This window comes from Acidipropionibacterium timonense (assembly GCF_900605005.1).
Classification (GTDB): domain Bacteria; phylum Actinomycetota; class Actinomycetes; order Propionibacteriales; family Propionibacteriaceae; genus Cutibacterium; species Cutibacterium timonense.
The window spans coordinates 2726950-2743735 of record NZ_LR027558.1 but is presented as its reverse complement, the minus strand read 5'-3'; the positions used below and the strand labels follow the sequence as shown (position 1 = coordinate 2743735).

The following is a 16786-nucleotide window of genomic DNA, read 5'->3' as shown; positions in this document are numbered from 1 at the left end:
GCGACGCCGCTCGTACACGTGTACCTTCCATGAGGGGGACCGCTGGCCCAACGTCGGCCCCGACGTCCCCACCAGCAACCGGAGGTCGCCATGCCCAGCTCCCGCCCCACCGTGCACGACGTCGCACGGGTCGCCGGGGTCTCCCACGCCACGGTGTCCCGGGTGCTCAACGGCCACGACAACGTCGCCGCCGAGACCGTCGCCCTCGTCCGGCAGGCCATCTCCGAGACCGGCTACGTGCCCAATCGACTGGCCCGCTCCCTGCGCAACAGCTCGACCGGGACCGTCGGCCTCATCGCCCGGGAGCGCGCCGAGGCCTTCTACACCGACGCCGCCCTGGCCGGCATCGCCGCGGGGGCCAATGCGCAGTTCTCCCTCGACGGACTCCAGATGCTCCAGGCCCTCGTCGACTCGCCCCGGTCCGAGGACCGCGTCATCTCCCTGGTGCGCGGAGGATCCTTCGACGGGGTGCTCCTGGTCGCCATGGTCACCGACGACCCCATCGTCTCCACCTTGGCTCGCACCGGTATCCCCCTGGTCACCGCCTCCACCCCGGTCGCCGGGTCGACGGTGCCCTCGGTCGACACCGACTCGCAGGCCGGCAGCCGGCAGATCACCTCGATGCTGCGTCGGGCCGGACGCCGTCGCATCGTGGAGCTGGCCGGTCCCAGCATCGCCCCGGTCTCGGCCCTGCGCCACAAAGGCTTCCTCGACGCCCTGTCCGACGACCCCGACCCCGTGAGCGTCCCGGCACAGCGATGGAGCGCCGAGGCCGGGGCTGCCGCCATGGACGAACTGCTCACCCGGGCCCCCGACCTGGACGCCGTCGTCGCCGCCTCGGACCTGCTGGCGACCGGGGCCATCGACACCCTACGTGCCCGAGGCCGAGCGGTGCCCGAGGATGTCGCCGTCGTCGGCTTCGACGACGCCCCCCTGGCCACCATGTGGACCCCGGCCATCGCGACCGTCCGGGCCGACCCGCGCGCCCTGGGCGCCGCCATGGCGACCCTTCTCACCCGCCAGATCCGCGGCGAGGAACTCACCGACACCCATCTCGTCCAGCCGGTCGAGGTCATCTGGCGCGAGTCGGCCGGCCCCGCTCCTCAGACGACCGAGGGACGCCTCAGGTCGGAGTAGTTGACCTTCCCCGCGTCGAGCAGATCGACGAAGGCGTCGAACCCGTTGGCCTCGAGCCACACCCGCTCGGCCTCGGTGATGGGCATGCCCATGAGCCAGTGGACGCGCAACTCGTCGACCTCGACCCGGTCAAGCCCCTGGGCGGTGAAGGGATGCACCCACATGAGGTGTGGGGTGGTCGTCTCCGGGTCGTACATCGCCACGACCCCGCCGAAGACGATCCCCGGGGCCATGAGCCAGTGGTCCTGGAGCACCGCGAAGGCGCAGGATCCCAGCACCTTGCCCATGACCTCGGACCCGGGGGCGCCGACCGTCATGAGCTCGGCGCGCACATCGGTCGACTCCCCCGACTGCAGCGGGATGAGGTTGGGCAGGACGTGCAGGCTCACCGTCGACCACGTCCGCCAGCCGGGGGCGGGGGCGTCCTGCAGGGACAGGACGTCGACCCGCAGTCTGCCCTCGCCGTCGATCATGGCGTCGGCGCTCGGGGTGCCGCCGATGGCCTTGACGGCGGCGTCGGCGACCGCCGGTCCGGTCGGGGGCATCTGCGTCGGCACCGCCAGATGCTCGGGCAGGTCCTCCGGGCTCACCGGGGAGGTCTCCTGGGGATTGTCAGGGCGCACGTGGTCCTCACTCATGCCCTGAATACTGTCACGGACGCCCACCGACCTCGAACCCCGGGCCGTGGGCAGGTCACGCTGCGGAGACGTCCCGCGACGGTGCTGTCGCAGGACTGTCCCGGGCGTGTGCTTACATGGACCCGGAGCTCAGGAGGTCACCATGACGCCCGACCACGTCGTGCCCCGTCGCACCTTCGGCGCCGCCCTGGCAGGGGCGGCGGTGGGTCTGGCGACCCTGTCGGCCTGCCGCGGCACCGGAGGCACGGGTTCGGCCACGGTCGACGCCGCCGCCCGCACCCTGGCCACCGATCTGGCCAAGGGTCTCACCAGCGGCGACCTGTCGGGGGTCGACCTCGACGACCGGGTCCGCGCCACGGCCGACCTCACGACGATCATGTCCGGGATGGACGGGCTGCGTCCGACGACGACGGTGACCTCCCTGACCGCCGATGGTGACGCCGTCACTGTCACCCTGGCCCACGCCCTCACCCTGGGGTCGGGCACCTGGCGCTTCTCCTCGACCGCCCACCTCGTCAGGGACTCCGGCCTGTGGAAGGTGCGCTGGGACCCGGCCATCGTCCACCCGGACCTCACCGCGTCGACCCGACTGCGCCACACCCGCACCCCCGGCTCGCGAGCGGCGATCACCGGGGCCAAGGGACGTGAACTCGTCTGCCAGCAGACGATCCACGACATCGGCATCGACAAGTCGCACCTGGCCAAGAACCAGTGGGCCTCCGCCGCGGCCACCCTGGCCAAGCTCGTCGCCATCGACCCGACGCAGTACGCGGCGAAGGTCCAGGCCGCCGGGGCGCAGGCCTTCGTCGTGGCCATCACCCTGCGCGAGCAGGACATCCCGCGCAACCTCGGCCAGGTGCCCGGGGTCGGCATCGTCGACCGGCAGGGTTGGCTCGCCCCCACGCGCACCTTCGCCATCGGCATCCTCGGCACCTCGGGTCAGGCCCAGGAGGCGGACGTCACCGCCGGCAAGGGGGAGATCGCCGAGGGCGACGTCGTCGGACGGTCCGGCCTGCAGCGTCGATACGACGCCCAGCTGCGCGGCAAGGCCGGCCACTCGATCCACCTCGTCGCCCGCACGAGTTCCACGGCGTCCGCCTCGGCCGGCCCGACGAGCTCCTCGGGCCCGACCGAGTCGACGACCGCGGTGCCCCGGCAACTCTTCGACGTCCGCAAGGTCGACGGCACCCCTCTGCGCACCACCCTCGACGTCACCTGGCAGACGAAGGCCGAGGCCGTCCTCACCAAGGCTTCCGGCGTCGCCTGCCTGGTGGCCGTCGACCCGGCCACCGGCGGCATTCTCGCCGCCGCGAACTCGTCGGCCGCCGGCGCCGAGTCCTTCGCCACGACCGGCCAGTACGCCCCCGGGTCGACGTTCAAGGTGGCCACCACCCTGGCCCTGCTGCGGGCCGGGATGACCGTCGACTCGACGGTGGCCTGCACCCCGACGGTCACCGTCAACGGTCGGTCGTTCAAGAACTACGCCGACTACTCGAGCAGCCACGAGGGGTCGATCCCGCTGTCGGAGGCCTTCGCCCAGTCGTGCAACACGGCCTTCATCTCCCAGCACGCCAAGGTCACCGCCGCCTCCCTGCGCCAGGCGGCGTCGAGCCTGGGGGTCGGCACCGACCACGACGCCGGCTTCCCCGCCTACTACGGCACCATCGACGACACGACCGCCGCCGACGTCCTGGCCTCCGACATGATCGGCCAGGGCGGGGTGCTCGCCTCCCCCATGGCGATGGCCGGGGTCGCGGCCTCCGTGGCTGCCGGACGCACCGTCATCCCGTGGCTCATCGAGGGCCACCGCCCGACGTCGACGGCCAGGGCCCTGTCGACGACGGAGGTCGCCAACCTGCGTCGGGCCATGGAACTCACCGTGACCTCGGGGTCCGGGCGGGTGCTCGCGGGGCTGGCGACCGGCGCCAAGACCGGCACCGCCGAGTTCGGGGCCGCCGGCAAGCTCAAGACCCATGCGTGGATGATCGCGTACACCTCGACGATGGCTGCGGCGGTCATGGTCGAGGTCGGTGAGTCGGGGTCGGGGACGGCCGGTCCGCTGCTCAAGGCCTTCTGGTCCTGAGGCGGCCGGCAGCTCCCGCCTCGTCCCGCCCGGACGAGGGCTGTCGCTCGCGGTCGTCGTCCGTGCCAAGCTGGAGGGGACCGACGCCGACCCCTGGAGCGACCGATGACCCCATTGAGCATTGACGTGTGGACCTGGGACACCCTCATCCACCTGGTGGTCATCGTCATCGTCGCCGTCGTCCTGCGCTGGTTGTTGCGCAAGGGGGTCGACGTCGTCGTCCGCGCCATGCTGCGCAGCACCGAACGGCGCGAGGAGGCCCTGCCGGGCCGCGCCCGCAAGCTCCTGGCCACGGCCACCGGGGCGGCGAGCGAACGCCAGAGCCAGCGCACGACGACCGTCGGAAGGCTGTTGTCGAACATCGGGGTCGCGGTCATCGTCGTCGTCGCCGTGCTGTCGGCCTGCTCCACGGTGGGGGTCAAGATCACCCCGCTGCTCACCTCCGCCGGGATCGTCGGCGTCGCCCTGGCCTTCGGCGCCCAGAGCCTCGTCAAGGACTTCCTCTCCGGCCTGTTCATCATCATCGAGGACCAGTACGGGGTGGGCGACGCCGTGCGCATCAATGATCTGGAGGGGGTCGTCGAGGACGTCGGCCTGCGCACGACGAGGATCCGCGACTACAACGGCGTCGCCTGGTACCTGCGCAACGGCGAGATCCTCAAGGTGGGCAATGTCACCCAGGGCTGGGCGACGACCTTCACCGACATCCGGGTGCACGCCTCGGAGGACCCGCAGGAGGTCTCGCGCGTGCTCGACCTCGTCCTGGACCGGATCGCACACACCTATGACGAGGTGCTCCTCGAGCCGCCGACGGTGCTCGGGGTGGGTGACATCGCCGGGGAGACCATGACCTTCCAGGTCATGACGAAGTGCGTTGCCGGACAGCAGTTCGAGGTGATCCGGGCGCTGCGCCAGCAGGCCAAGACGGCCTTCGACGAGGCCCGGATCAGGGGCACCTTCTGATGTCGGGGGTGCAGCTGGTCGTCCTGCTCGTGCTCCTCACCCTGCCGGTGGTCATCGCCGCGGCACTGGTCGTCGTCATCGTTCTGGCCCGGTTCGGGCGTCGCGAGGAGGTCCCCGAGCCCGACGGCGGGACCGGGCAGGACGACGCCGTGTCGTGAAAATCCCCTGAGCGGGGGTTTCCTCCCCTGGAGGGGAACTCTTCCTCGCTCACGGTAATTTCACGACATGTCCGGCCCGAGACCCCTTGCCGGAGGCATCCCGCCGACCTCCTCGCCGGGCCCGTCGGCACCCGCAACCCACGTACGCACCTCCTGCTCGACGAGGTCGCGCAGCAGAACCCCGGCATTCGCCATCGAACGGTTGGGGTCGGGCTCGACGGCGGACAGCTCCAGCACCCGGTCGAACCGCCTTCGCTCACCCTCGTCGAGATCGCAGCGCCCGCAGACCGCCCACACCTGGGCCCCGGCATCGTGGGCCAGGGTGCGGATCGCGCTGGGCAGCTTGCCGAGCATCGTCTGGTGGTCGAGGCGCCCCTCCCCCGTGACGACCACCTCGGCCCGGGCGATCTTCTCGGCCGCCCGCGTCCACTCGAGCACCGCCCCGGCCCCGGGCCGGTACCGGGCCCCCAGACACATGAGTGCCCAGCCGACCCCGCCCGCCGCCCCGGCTCCCGGATCGTCGCGGTGACGCACCCCCAGGCCGGACTCGAGGGTGTCGGCGAACCGTCCGATGGCCCGGTCGGCCAGGTCGATCGCCTCGCCGTCCAGGCCCTTCTGGGGGCCGAACACCGCGGCCGCCCCGCTCGGACCGAGCAGCGGGCTCGTGACATCGCACGCCACGGTGAGGCTCACCTCGCGCAGCCGCGGGTTGAGCTCCGACAGGTCGACCACCTCGAGCTCGGCCAGGCCGGCCGCCCCGGGCTCCACCGGGGACCCGTCCTTCTCGAGCAGCCGCGCGCCGAGGGCCTCGAGCATCCCGGCCCCGGCGTCGGTGCTGGCCGACCCCCCGATCCCGATGATGAGCGAGGTGGCACCGGCGCGCAGCGCGGCAGCCATGACCTCGCCCAGCCCGGCGCTGGAGGCCACGAGCCCGCGTCGAACGGTGGGCGGCCCCGACACCCGATCGGCTCGTTCCAGACCGCAGCAGGCAGCCATCTCGATGACGGCGACGTCACCGCGGCGGGCGTAGTCGACGGTGCCCAGGTCGCCGGTGGCGCCGTGACAGCGCACCGAGACCGCCGAGAACCCGGCGGCCAGGGCCGCGTCGAGGGTGCCCTCCCCGCCGTCGGCGACCGGCACGGTGAGCACCTGGCGGTCCGGCTCGGCCCGCGACCACCCACGGGCGACCGCCAGACATGCCTGATTGCTCGTGAGCGAACCCTTGAAGGAGTCGACGGCGACGACGACCGCTCTGTCCTGTGTCATGGGTCCAGCATGGCACCGCGACACCAGCCTCGCCGCCTCTTCCCCCGGCCGCACTGGACCCCCACGGATACACTCGGGCCATGGTGAACCGCGTCTACCTGTCGCTGAGCGTGCTCTCCATCGTCCTGTGGATCGTGGCGCTGCCGCGGATACCGGGGTGGGTCGCCGGGATCGTCCTGGCAGCGATCGTCGGCTGCAGCATCTGGTGCGAGTACAGCAGGGTCCGCACGTTGGCGCGTATCGCCCGCTCCCACCAGACCCGCGCCGTCAGGCGTCGCAACCTCAGATGACCTCCGCGTAGACTGTCTCCCCATGCCGCAGTTCGCCGATCCGACCGAACCCTCGCTGCACACCCTGAGGCCCACCCCCGAGGAGTCGGGCCTCACCTTCCCCCAGATTCTCGAGCACCGGCTCGACGCCCTCTTCGCGACGACCGAGCTCATCGGACAGCTCGGCACCCTCTTCACCGACGCCGGCCACGACCTCCACCTCGTCGGCGGGTCGGTGCGTGACGCCCTCATGGGCACCCTGGGCCACGACCTCGACTTCACCACCGACGCCCACCCCGACGAGGTCGAGACGCTGCTGCGGCGTCGGACCAAGGCCACCTGGGACATCGGCCGGGCCTTCGGGACCATCGGCGCCATGGTCGACCACTGGCAGGTCGAGGTGACGACCTACCGCACCGACGCCTACGAGCCTGATTCCCGCAAGCCGCGGATCGCCTTCGGCCGCACCCTCGACGAGGACCTCATCCGCCGCGACTTCACCGTCAACGCCATGGCGGTCCACGCCGCCACCCGCCAGTTCGTCGACCCCCACCACGGCCTGGCCGACCTGGCCGCCGGGGTCCTGCGCACCCCCTTCCCGCCGGAACGGTCCTTCTCCGACGACCCACTTCGGATGATGCGGGCGGCCCGGTTCACCAGCCAGCTCGGGTTCACCGTCACCGACGAGGTCCGCGCGGCGATGACCGACATGGCCGGCCGGATCGACATCATCTCGGCCGAGCGGGTGCGCGACGAGTTGTCCAAGCTCCTGCTCACCGACCATCCTCGCGCGGGTCTCGACCTGCTCGTCGGCACCGGGATCGCCGACCACGTCCTGCCCGAGCTGCCCGCGCTGCGGCTGGAACGCGACGAACACCACCGCCACAAGGACGTCTACGAGCACTCCCTCACCGTCCTCGACCAGTCCATCGACCTGGAGCGACGCCGCGGCCACGAACCCGATCTCATCGGGCGCCTGGCCGCCCTCCTCCACGACATCGGCAAGCCCGCGACGAGGCGTTTCGAGCCGGGCGGCAAGGTGAGCTTCCACCATCACGACGTCGTCGGGGCCAAGTTGGCCCGCAAGCGACTCAAGGCGCTGAGCTACCCGTCCGACGTCGTCAAGGCGGTGAGCAAGCTCGTCGAGCTGCACCTGCGGTTCCACGGGTACGGCGACCAGGGTTGGACCGACTCGGCGGTGCGACGGTACGTGCGCGACGCCGGCGACCTCCTCGAGCGTCTGCACATCCTCACCCGCGCTGACTGCACGACGCGCAACCGTCGCAAGGCCGAGCGGCTCGAGTTCGCCTATGACGACCTCGAACGACGGATCGCCGAGTTGGCGGCCCAGGAGGAGCTCGACGCCACCCGTCCCGACCTCGACGGGCAGCAGATCATGGAGATCCTCGGCATCCGGCCCGGACCGATCGTCGGGCGGGCCTACCGCTTCCTGCTCGACCTGCGTCTGGAGGAGGGTCCGCACAGCCCGCAGGAGGCCGAGGAGGCGCTGCGAGCCTGGTGGGCCGACCAGCCCGAGGCGCACCCGTGAGCCGCCCGGCGACCCTGCGCACGGCGATCGCCACCCTCGCGGTGGTCCTGGCGACCGTCCTCGGTCTCGCCACGGCCTGGGTCGCACCCACTCCGGCCCGCGCCGACGACCAGCCGGCCGTCACCATCACGCTGGCCTCCGTCACCCCGGCCTCCGGGGCGACGAACGCACCCATCACCATCCGCGGCACGGTCGAGAACACCTCCTCGGTGCCGATGACCTGGGTCCAGGCCTCCTTCTGGCGCTCCCGCGACCCCATCTCGACCACCGACGACCTCACCAACCTCCTCCAGGCACCGGCCACCGTCCCCACCGGGGAGCGGTGGTTCCACGAGGCCAACGAGGCCTCCATCGACAACATCACCGACACCGACGGCAGGACCACCTTCCAACCCGGGCAGAAAGCCACCTTCCAGGTCACCGGGACCCCGACGGCGATGGGCCTGACGACGGCCGGACAGGCCTATGTCATCGGCGTCCACGTCCAGGCCACCCCTCGGGGCCGCGACCGGCTCACCGTCGGGCGCTCCCGGGTGCTCACCGTGCTCACCAGCTCGTCGGGCACGTCGACGAAGGCCTCCACCACCCCGGTCATCGTCCTGGCGAGCACCCCGTCGATGCGGGTCGACGGCGTCTTCTCCGACGACCATCTGGCCACCGAACTCACCGGGCGGCTCGGCGCCCTGGTCACCGAGGCCTCCACCGGCGGCGAGACGGTCCTCGTCGACCCCTCCCTGCTCGACGAGGTCACCGCCATGGCGGCCGGCTACCGGGTCGCCAGTGGCACGGGCACGACGGCCGGGACGGGTCAACGGGCCGCCAAGGACTGGCTGGCCCAGGTGGGACCGCTGCTCGACTCCGGGAACGCCTACCGCCTGCCCTACGGCGGCGCCGACGTCGTCGAGATCGCCCTGGCCGGGAATCGCCGCACCCTCACCCGCGTCGCCTCGGCCCTGACCTCCTCGAACCCGGCCCACGACCTGCCGCTGGCCGTCCTCGACGACCACGGCGAACTCACCACCGCCGGCCTGGCCCTGCTCACCTCGACCCTGCGCCCCGAGATCGTCCTCACCAGCGCCCTCGGCGCGGCGCAGGGGGTGCGGACGTCCGGCACGACGACCCTCGTGCCGCTGTCGTCGAACGTGCTGTCCGGCGGGCCCTCCCCGACGCCGTCGACCACGCCGGCGCAGGTGCGCGGCCGCGTGCTGGCCCAGTCCCTGCTGGCCACCCGTGCCGGCGAGCAGACGGTCGTCACCGTCACCTCGACCGCCGACCTCACCGCCACCGCCGGGACGAGCTGGTTGCACCACACGACCCTCGCCCAGGCGACGACCTCGACCACGAAGGGGGTGACGCTGCCCTCCACGGCCACCGCGACCCGGCTCAGCACCGGGTGGCAGGCCGACGTCGGCAACGCCGTCCACCTCACCTCCGACTGGTTGGCCCTGTTGTCCACCTCGACGACGGCGTCCGGCACCCTCGACCAGGTCGTCGCCCGGTCCCTGTCCCAGCAGATCTCCCCGAGGCGCCGCACGGTCTGGCTGGCGACGGCCATCACCCCGGCGACGACCGCCCTGGGTGGGTCGGGGGTCAAGCTCCACTCGGCCCCGAGCTTCGTCATGTCCTCGTCGTCCAACGAGTTCCCCCTGGCCGTGACGAACAACCTGTCGCAGTCGATCCGGGTCAAGGTGACCTTCACCTCGGAGAACCCGCAGCGCGTCGACATCCCCGACACCGCCGTCGTCACCGTCGGCCCGCGCGAGACCCAGACGCTCAAGTTCACCCCGCAAGCCAGTTCCAACGGCCGGGTCGAGATGACGGCGACCCTGGCGACGGCATCCGGACGCACCCTGGGCAGCCCGGCCCAGTTCGTCGTCCAGGCCACCCAGATGGACGACTTCGGCTGGATCATCATCGTGGTCTCGGGCGCGGTCGTCGTCGGGGCGACGGTGCTGCGGATCCGCCAGGTCCGCCGGCGTCAGGGCTGAGCGGGGGCCCGGGGCCGGGCCGGGCGACAGGGGCCGGCCCGCCACCGTCGAGCCATCGCACAGGACCGCGCACCGGCACTGTCGGTGGGCCTCCTGTGGGTCGGCCTCCCGGCACGGCAGACTAGGGTTCACTGTGTCGGGACGCCGCCCGGGCGTCCGGCTGGAGGACCTGCTGGGAGGTGACGGTGGACGACGTCGACGACGAGACGACCTCGTCCCTCTGGTTGCCGTCGGCGGACCTCGAGCTGGACGAGCCGCTGCCCGACCTGTCGGCGGGCGCCGTTCTGGGGTCGCGGTTCCGCCTCGAGCAGGAGCTCGCCCGACCTCGTGGCACCCTCACCTGGCGGGCCTTCGACCTCAAGCTGCACCGAGCCGTCCTCGTGCACGTCATGGCCCCGGAGGGACGCCGCACCCCGGCCGTGCTCTCGGCGGCCCTGCGCGCGGCGGTCGCCACCGACTCCCGCTTCCTGCGCGTCCTCGACGCCGTCGACGCCGGCCCGGACGACCCGGGCAGCTTCATCGTCTGTGAGTACGCCCCCGGACGGTCCCTCCAGGAACTCCTCGACACGGGCCCGCTGTCGGCCCTCGAGGCCGCCTGGGTGGTGCGCGAGGTCGCCGACGCCATGGCCCCCATGCACGCCCAGGGAATCTTCCACGAGCGACTCAACCCCGACACCGTCATCATCACCGCCACCGGCAACGTCAAGATCGTCGGTCTGCTCATCGAGGCCGCCCTGCACCCGGTGCCCGGGGACGCTGCCCGGTCGTGGTCGGACCGGGAGGCCAGCGACGTCCACGACCTGGGCCGCCTGCTCTATGCCTCCCTGGTGACCCGCTGGCCGCTGGGCAGCCCGCAGCGTCCCCTGGCCGTCCCCACCGACCCCACCGATCCACGCATGCGCACCTGGGGGCTGTCCCCGGCCCCGGCCGACGCGCACGGCTGGCTCACGCCCAGGCAGGTGCGCGCCGGCGTCTCCCCCGCCCTCGACGTCCTGTGCGACCAGATCCTCTCGGACTTCCCGCGCCACGACGAGGTGCCGATCCGCACCGCCAACGAGGTCGACCAGGCCCTCACCCGGGTGCTCGGGTCGGCCGACGCCGCGGCGGACCTCGAGCGGCGGCTGCGCTATCCCGTCCCGCCGCGCCCCCAGCGCGTGCCGCGGGACACCGACGCCCGGGGCGACGTACCTCACCACGACCCGCGGACGACCGCCCCCCAGCCGGTCGTCGACTGGTTCGACGACGATGACGACGGCACCGGCACCTCCGTCGACCTGCCGCCGGTCAGCGACCCACCGGACCAGCCGGCCGGACGCGACGAGGACGGCTACTGGACGCCGCAGGCCGCCGCCGGGCAGTGGGCCGACCTGCCGTCCCGCACCGGCGCCGGGGCCTCGTCGTCGCGGCGTCCGACCGGCTCCGCGACCGCACCCGGATCGGGCGGCCAGTCCGCCGCGAGCCCCTCGACGGGCCACGTCCGCGACCTCACCCGTCCCCGGCCCCGCGACCGTCGCTGGCCCTTCGTCCTCATCGCCGTCACCGTCCTCGTCCTCATCCTCGGTCTGGTCCTCGTCGGTCTTCACCAGCGGTCGACGACGACCACGGCCCCCAGTCCGACGCCGAGCGGGCCGGTGCACATCTCGAAGGTCGACGACTTCGACCCGTCCGCCGACGGCGGCAACGACGAGGAGAACCCCGACCAGGTCGCGCGGGCCTGGGACGGGTCGGGTCACACCGTCTGGCGCACCCTCGTCTACCGGGGATCGGCCCGCCTGGGTGGCCTCAAGCCCGGTGTCGGGCTCGTCGTCGACCTGGGGACGCCGACCCGGGTGTCCTCGGTCGACGTCACGCTCACCGGAGCGGGCACCGATGTGTCCCTGTGGCGTCCGACGACGACGGCGTCGACCCCGCCGATGGGCACCATCAAGAGCTGGACCCGCCTGTCCGCCCGCTCGGGCGCCACCTCGACGACGAGACTGACGCCGTCCACGCCCGTGACGACGCGCTACCTGCTCGTCTACCTCACCTCCCTGCCGCAGGTCTCCAGCGGCCGCTACCAGGGTGGGATCGCGGAGATCACGGTGCATCCATGACCGACGACGAGCTGCTCGCCGCACATGTCGCCGGCGACCCCAACGCCTTCACCGAGCTCTTCCTGCGCCACCGGGACCGGCTCTGGGCGGTCGCCCTGCGTACCGTCCGCGACCCCGAGGTGGCCGCCGACTGCCTCCAGGAGGCCATGATCGCGGCCTTCCGCCGGGCCGGCACCTTCCGCGGCGACGCCGCGGTGACGAGCTGGTTGCACCGGATCGTCGTCAACTCCTGCCTCGACCGGATCCGCCGCGAGACGGTCCGCCGACACGACACCCTGCCCGAGTCCCCCGACCGGCACCCGGCCCTCGTCGCCCCCGATGCCCCGGAACGGGCCGCCATCGACGCGGATCGGGCGGGCATCGTCGACCGGGCCCTCGACGAGCTCAACCCGGACCAGCGGGCGGCCGTCGTCCTCGTCGACATGGAGGGACTGTCGGTGGTCGAGGCGGCCGAGGAGCTCGGTGTGCCCACCGGCACCGTCAAGAGCCGCTGCTCGCGTGGACGAGCCCGCCTCGCCCAGATCCTGGGCCCGATGAGGGACGAGCTGTGACGACCTCGAGCGACAGGACACCGATGGAGGATGACCGGGAACCGACACGGGGGTCCGCACGTCCCACCAGACACAGCCACGCGGACACCGGCGACAGCCGGGACAGGGGGATGACCATGAAGGACGAGGCATGGGTGCACGACCTTCTGTCGAGCGTCCCGACGCCCCCTGCTCCGGGCTACGTCGTCGACGCCGTCACCGCGGCCCTGGCGGCCGAGCAGGCCAGCCGCAGTCGCCCTCGGTCCCAGGGCGATCCCCTCGCCGACCTCGTCGAGCAGTGCACCATGGGCACCTTCGAGGCGAACGTGCCCAGCCACTACACGAAGAAGGGGCTGGGCATCCAGTCCCGGCACGAGGTCGGCTGAGAGCCCGACCCGCCCACGTCACGACGGGCACACGTCACGATGGGCACTCGAACCGGGCACGACACGGAACCGGGCACGACACGCTAGTGGGGCCCCGCACGAAGCGGGGCCCCACTCGTCACCCGGACGCCTCAGCCCTCCTGCGGGCCGAGCGTCCGAGCAGGGTGTCGGTCACTCCTTGACGTCGTCGTCCACCCACTCGAAGGTCTTGGTGACGGCCTTCTTCCAGTTGCGGTAGAGACGGTCGCGCTCGCCCTCGTCCATCTTGGGCTCCCAGCGCTTGTCCTCGGCCCAGTTGGCGACGACGTCCTCCTCGCCGCTCCAGAAGCCGACGGCGATACCGGCGGCGTAGGCGGCACCGAGGGCGGTCGTCTCGGCGACGACCGGGCGGACGACCGGCACGCCGAGCTGATCGGCCTGGAACTGCATGAGGGTCTCGTTGGCGGTCATGCCACCGTCGACCTTGAGCTCGGTGAGCGGGACGCCGGAGTCGGCGTTCATGGCGTCGAGCACCTCACGGGTCTGGTAGGCGGTGGCCTCCAGGACGGCGCGGGCGATGTGGCCGCGGTTGACGTAGCGGGTGAGGCCCACCAGGGCGCCACGGGCGTCGGCCCGCCAGTACGGGGCGAAGAGACCCGAGAAGGCCGGGACGATGTAGGCGCCGCCGTTGTCCTCGACCGAGGTCGCCAGGGCCTCGATCTCGGGGGCCGACTCGACCATCTTGAGGTTGTCACGCAGCCACTGGACGAGCGATCCGGCGACGGCGATCGAGCCCTCGAGGGCGTACACCGTCGGACGGTCACCGATCTTGTAGCAGACGGTGGTGAGCAGGCCGTTCTTGGAGAAGACGGGCTCCTCGCCGGTGTTCATGAGCATGAAGCAGCCGGTGCCGTAGGTGTTCTTCGCATTGCCCTGGTTGAAGCAGGCCTGGCCGAAGGTCGCGGCCTGCTGGTCGCCGAGGATGCCGGCGATCGGGGTGTCGATGAGCAGTCCGTTCTTGCGGCCGTAGCCGTAGATCTCCGAGGAGGACTTGATCTGCGGCAGCATCGAGGCGGGGATGCCCATGGCCTCGAGCATCGAGTCGTCCCACTCGAGGGTGCGGACGTTCATGAGCATGGTGCGCGAGGCGTTCGTCGGGTCGGTGACGTGGACGCCACCCTCGACGCCGCCGGTGAGGTTCCACAGCACCCAGGTGTCCATGTTGCCGAAGAGGAGGTCCCCGGCCTCGGCCTTGGCGCGGGCACCCTCGACGTTGTCGAGGATCCACTTGACCTTGGGCCCCGAGAAGTAGGTGGCCAGCGGAAGGCCACAGATGTCCTTGAAGCGGTCGGCGCCCTCGTCGCCGGCGAGCTCGTCACAGATCTTCTGGGTGCGGGTGTCCTGCCAGACGATGGCGTTGTAGACCGGCTCGCCAGTCGTCCTGTCCCAGACGACGGCCGTCTCGCGCTGGTTGGTGATGCCGACGGCGGCGAGCTGGTGCCGGTTGATCTGGGCCTTCGACAGGGCACTGCCGACGACCTCGCGGACCGACTCCCAGATCTCGACGGGGTTGTGCTCGACCCAGCCCGCGCGCGGGAAGATCTGCTCGAACTCCTTCTGCCCGACCGAGACGATCTGGCCGGAGTGGTTGAAGACGATGGCACGGGCAGAGGTGGTGCCCTCGTCGATGGCCAGGACGAACTTCTCGTCGTCGCTCATGGTGATGCCTTTCGTGGTCGACGTTGACTGTCATGTGGGAAATGGAGAGCCCCCGGCCCGGGCGGGCCGGGGGCTGAGGAGGTGGTGGCTCCGGTGAACCCGGCTCAGTGACCGATCACCAGAAGATGAGGTAGGTGACGGCGGCGAGGACGCCACCGACCATCGGGCCGACGACCGGGACCCAGGCGTAGCCCCAGTCGGAGCCACCCTTGCCCTTGATGGGCAGGACGGCGTGGGCGATACGAGGAGCGAGGTCACGAGCAGGGTTGATGGCGTACCCGGTGGGGCCACCGAGGGAGGCGCCGATCGAGACGATGAGCAGGGCCACGGCGAGCGGGCCGATGGTGATGCCCTTGGTGAAGCCGGAGATGATGACCCACAGGACCAGCACCCAGGTGCCGATGGCCTCAGTCATGCAGTTCCAGAAGGGGTTGCGGATCTGAGGACCGGTGGCGAAGGTGCCCAGCTTGAGGGCGGGATCGCAGTCCTCGTCGTAGTGCTGCTTGTAGGCCAGCCACGCGATGACGGCGCCGACGAAGGCACCGGCGAACTGGGCCAAGATGTAGACAAGGATGTTGGTGCCGGTGGCGGGGATGCCAGGGGCCAGGTCCTTGCCGGCGATGGCCAAGCCGACCGTCACGGCCGGGTTGAGGTGGCCACCGGTCTTGTAGGCGGCGTACACACCGAACATGACGCCGAAACCCCAGCCCCAGTTGATCTGGAGTGAGCCGGGTGCCGGATTTCCCTTGGACTTCGGGAGCAGGTTGTTCGCGACCACCCCCACACCAAGGATGATGAGAATCATCGTGCCCAGGAATTCCGATCCGAAGATCGTGGCGATGGGCACCGTCGTTTCAAGTAGCATCTGTGCTCCTCGTGAATGGACGTCTTCCATGACGCCCGACGTGCGGCTGACGGCGTTGCGCTGACCGCCGCCGGGTGTTCCGCCACACTGGCCGAACAGTGCGAGTAAATCATGACCCTGCACGCATGATCTACACTTGTGCACTGATGTGCACCAGGAAAGGACCCGCATGAACGAGTGGGCCGACGACGTGTGGACCGCGGCGTCGATGTACTATCTGCAGGGTGAGACGATGGACGTCATCGCCAAGCATCTCGGCATTTCCAGATCGACGGTCTCGCGGCTGCTCAAGCAGGCCCGACAGACCGGTCTGGTACGGATCAGCCTGGCCCAGCCGACCGGCACCAGGCACGGTCTGGGGGCCAGTCTCGCGCGCACCTTCGGCGTGCGCACGACGATCGTCCCGGTGAAGTACGGCACCACCGAGGTGCATCGGCTCGACCAGGTGTCCCGCATCGCCGGTCAGATGCTCACCGATGCCATCGAGGACGGCACGACCATCGGCATCGCGTGGGGTACCACCCTCAACGCCGTGACGCACCACATCGTCCCCAAGGAGGTCAAGGGGGTGCGGGTGCTCCAGATGAACGGTGCCGCCAACCCGTCCTCCTCGGGGATCCCCTATGTCGGCGGGATCACCTCGCGGCTGGCCGACGCCTACGGCGGCGACGTCATCCACTTCCCGGTGCCGGCCTTCTTCGACAATCCCGTGACCCGGGCGGCCATGTGGCGCGAGCGGGCGGTGCAGTCCGTGCTGCGTGCCCGATCCGAACTCGACGTCGTCGTCTTCGGCGTCGGGGCACTCCAGGCACCCGTGCCCTCACACGTCTACTCGGCCGGTTACCTCACCGACGGTGAGATGACCGAACTGCGTGACGCCGGGGTCGTCGGCGACGTCAACACGGTCTTCCTCAAGGCCGACGGGTCCTTCGACGTCCCCTTCAACGAGCGGGCCACTGGCATGACCCCGGCCGAGATCCGCCGGGTGCCGCGGCGCATCTGCGTCGTCGCGGGCACAGCCAAGGCCCAGGGGTTGCTCGCCGCGTTGCGGGCCCGGGTGGCCACCGACCTCGTCGTCGACGACGAGACGGCACGAGCCGTGCTCGATCTCATGTGACCGACACGACGCGCCATGCCGGCCCAGGGGCTGACGACTGGCGCAT

15 protein-coding genes are annotated in these 16786 nt (G+C 71.2%); 11 read left to right on the top strand and 4 right to left on the bottom strand.

The genetic code is table 11. The annotated features are described in order from the left end of the window. The first annotated feature begins 111 nt into the window (after positions 1-111). Positions 112-1137 carry a LacI family DNA-binding transcriptional regulator gene (locus tag E0E30_RS12865; RefSeq protein ID WP_210115898.1) on the top strand — a complete coding sequence of 342 codons (1026 nt, stop codon included), beginning with the start codon at positions 112-114 and terminating at the stop codon, positions 1135-1137. Here the strand turns inward: E0E30_RS12865 and E0E30_RS12860 are convergent. Continuing rightward, positions 1104-1775: a suppressor of fused domain protein gene (locus E0E30_RS12860; protein WP_130866609.1), complete on the bottom strand. Its 672-nt coding sequence runs from the start codon at positions 1773-1775 to the stop codon at positions 1104-1106. The genes E0E30_RS12865 and E0E30_RS12860 overlap by 34 nt on opposite strands. Before the next feature lie 142 nt (positions 1776-1917). On the opposite strand from E0E30_RS12860, the gene E0E30_RS12855 reads away from it, so the two are divergent. From E0E30_RS12855 to E0E30_RS13375, 3 genes are all read left to right on the top strand, one after another. Then, on the top strand, positions 1918-3858 hold the full coding sequence (locus E0E30_RS12855; RefSeq protein ID WP_130866608.1) for a penicillin-binding transpeptidase domain-containing protein: 1941 nt from the start codon (positions 1918-1920) through the stop codon (positions 3856-3858). 105 nt (positions 3859-3963) lie between these two features. Continuing rightward, entirely contained in the window at positions 3964-4821 is an 858-nt protein-coding gene (locus E0E30_RS12850) for a mechanosensitive ion channel family protein (RefSeq protein WP_130866607.1), read from the top strand. Positions 4822-4829: 8 nt separating this feature from the next. Then, positions 4830-4979: a hypothetical protein gene (locus E0E30_RS13375; RefSeq protein ID WP_167853954.1), complete on the top strand. Its 150-nt coding sequence runs from the start codon at positions 4830-4832 to the stop codon at positions 4977-4979. Positions 4980-5039: 60 nt separating this feature from the next. On the opposite strand, the gene E0E30_RS12845 is transcribed toward E0E30_RS13375, so the two are convergent. Further along, positions 5040-6245: a glycerate kinase gene (locus E0E30_RS12845; protein WP_130866606.1), complete on the bottom strand. Its 1206-nt coding sequence runs from the start codon at positions 6243-6245 to the stop codon at positions 5040-5042. 80 nt (positions 6246-6325) lie between these two features. On the opposite strand from E0E30_RS12845, the gene E0E30_RS12840 reads away from it, so the two are divergent. The 6 genes from E0E30_RS12840 to E0E30_RS12815 all read left to right on the top strand — a co-directional run bounded on the left by E0E30_RS12840 (position 6326) and on the right by E0E30_RS12815 (position 13060). Continuing rightward, entirely contained in the window at positions 6326-6535 is a 210-nt protein-coding gene (locus tag E0E30_RS12840) for a hypothetical protein (protein WP_130866605.1), read from the top strand. Between the two features lie 22 nt (positions 6536-6557). Beyond that, entirely contained in the window at positions 6558-8063 is a 1506-nt protein-coding gene (locus E0E30_RS12835; protein ID WP_130866604.1) for a CCA tRNA nucleotidyltransferase, read from the top strand. Further along, positions 8060-10051 carry a DUF6049 family protein gene (locus E0E30_RS12830; protein WP_130866603.1) on the top strand — a complete coding sequence of 664 codons (1992 nt, stop codon included), beginning with the start codon at positions 8060-8062 and terminating at the stop codon, positions 10049-10051. The genes E0E30_RS12835 and E0E30_RS12830 overlap by 4 nt, the downstream gene beginning before the upstream one ends. 224 nt (positions 10052-10275) lie before the next feature. Continuing rightward, positions 10276-12144: a protein kinase family protein gene (locus E0E30_RS12825; protein ID WP_210115897.1), complete on the top strand. Its 1869-nt coding sequence runs from the start codon at positions 10276-10278 to the stop codon at positions 12142-12144. Further along, positions 12141-12695, top strand: a complete 555-nt coding sequence (gene sigM / locus E0E30_RS12820) for an RNA polymerase sigma factor SigM (RefSeq protein ID WP_130866602.1) — start codon at positions 12141-12143, stop codon at positions 12693-12695. Before E0E30_RS12825 ends, sigM begins: the two co-directional genes overlap by 4 nt. A gap of 116 nt (positions 12696-12811) precedes the next feature. After that, complete coding sequence (locus E0E30_RS12815; protein WP_130866601.1) at positions 12812-13060, top strand: hypothetical protein; 249 nt, start codon at positions 12812-12814, stop codon at positions 13058-13060. Positions 13061-13231: 171 nt separating this feature from the next. Here the strand turns inward: E0E30_RS12815 and glpK are convergent, their stop codons facing one another. Both glpK and E0E30_RS12805 read right to left on the bottom strand, forming a co-directional pair. Continuing rightward, positions 13232-14758 (bottom strand): glycerol kinase GlpK, encoded by a 1527-nt coding sequence (gene glpK, locus E0E30_RS12810; RefSeq protein ID WP_130866600.1) that lies wholly within the window; start codon positions 14756-14758, stop codon positions 13232-13234. Between the two features lie 115 nt (positions 14759-14873). Next, a complete protein-coding gene (locus E0E30_RS12805) occupies positions 14874-15623 on the bottom strand; it encodes an MIP/aquaporin family protein (protein ID WP_130866599.1) in 750 nt (249 codons plus the stop codon). Between the two features lie 169 nt (positions 15624-15792). Between E0E30_RS12805 and E0E30_RS12800 the strand changes: the two genes are divergently transcribed. After that, positions 15793-16740 (top strand): sugar-binding transcriptional regulator, encoded by a 948-nt coding sequence (locus tag E0E30_RS12800; protein WP_130866598.1) that lies wholly within the window; start codon positions 15793-15795, stop codon positions 16738-16740. Positions 16741-16786: the final 46 nt, after the last annotated feature.

Coding starts and splice junctions, on each gene's coding strand:
- E0E30_RS12835 (WP_130866604.1), top strand. CDS start 6,558: ATGCCGCAGTTCGCCGATCCGACCGAACCCTCGCTGCACACCCTGAGG.
- sigM (WP_130866602.1), top strand. CDS start 12,141: ATGACCGACGACGAGCTGCTCGCCGCACATGTCGCCGGCGACCCCAAC.
- E0E30_RS12850 (WP_130866607.1), top strand. CDS start 3,964: ATGACCCCATTGAGCATTGACGTGTGGACCTGGGACACCCTCATCCAC.
- glpK (WP_130866600.1), bottom strand. CDS start 14,758: ATGAGCGACGACGAGAAGTTCGTCCTGGCCATCGACGAGGGCACCACC.
- E0E30_RS12845 (WP_130866606.1), bottom strand. CDS start 6,245: ATGACACAGGACAGAGCGGTCGTCGTCGCCGTCGACTCCTTCAAGGGT.
- E0E30_RS12800 (WP_130866598.1), top strand. CDS start 15,793: ATGAACGAGTGGGCCGACGACGTGTGGACCGCGGCGTCGATGTACTAT.
- E0E30_RS12860 (WP_130866609.1), bottom strand. CDS start 1,775: ATGAGTGAGGACCACGTGCGCCCTGACAATCCCCAGGAGACCTCCCCG.
- E0E30_RS12855 (WP_130866608.1), top strand. CDS start 1,918: ATGACGCCCGACCACGTCGTGCCCCGTCGCACCTTCGGCGCCGCCCTG.
- E0E30_RS12805 (WP_130866599.1), bottom strand. CDS start 15,623: ATGCTACTTGAAACGACGGTGCCCATCGCCACGATCTTCGGATCGGAA.
- E0E30_RS12815 (WP_130866601.1), top strand. CDS start 12,812: ATGAAGGACGAGGCATGGGTGCACGACCTTCTGTCGAGCGTCCCGACG.
- E0E30_RS12840 (WP_130866605.1), top strand. CDS start 6,326: ATGGTGAACCGCGTCTACCTGTCGCTGAGCGTGCTCTCCATCGTCCTG.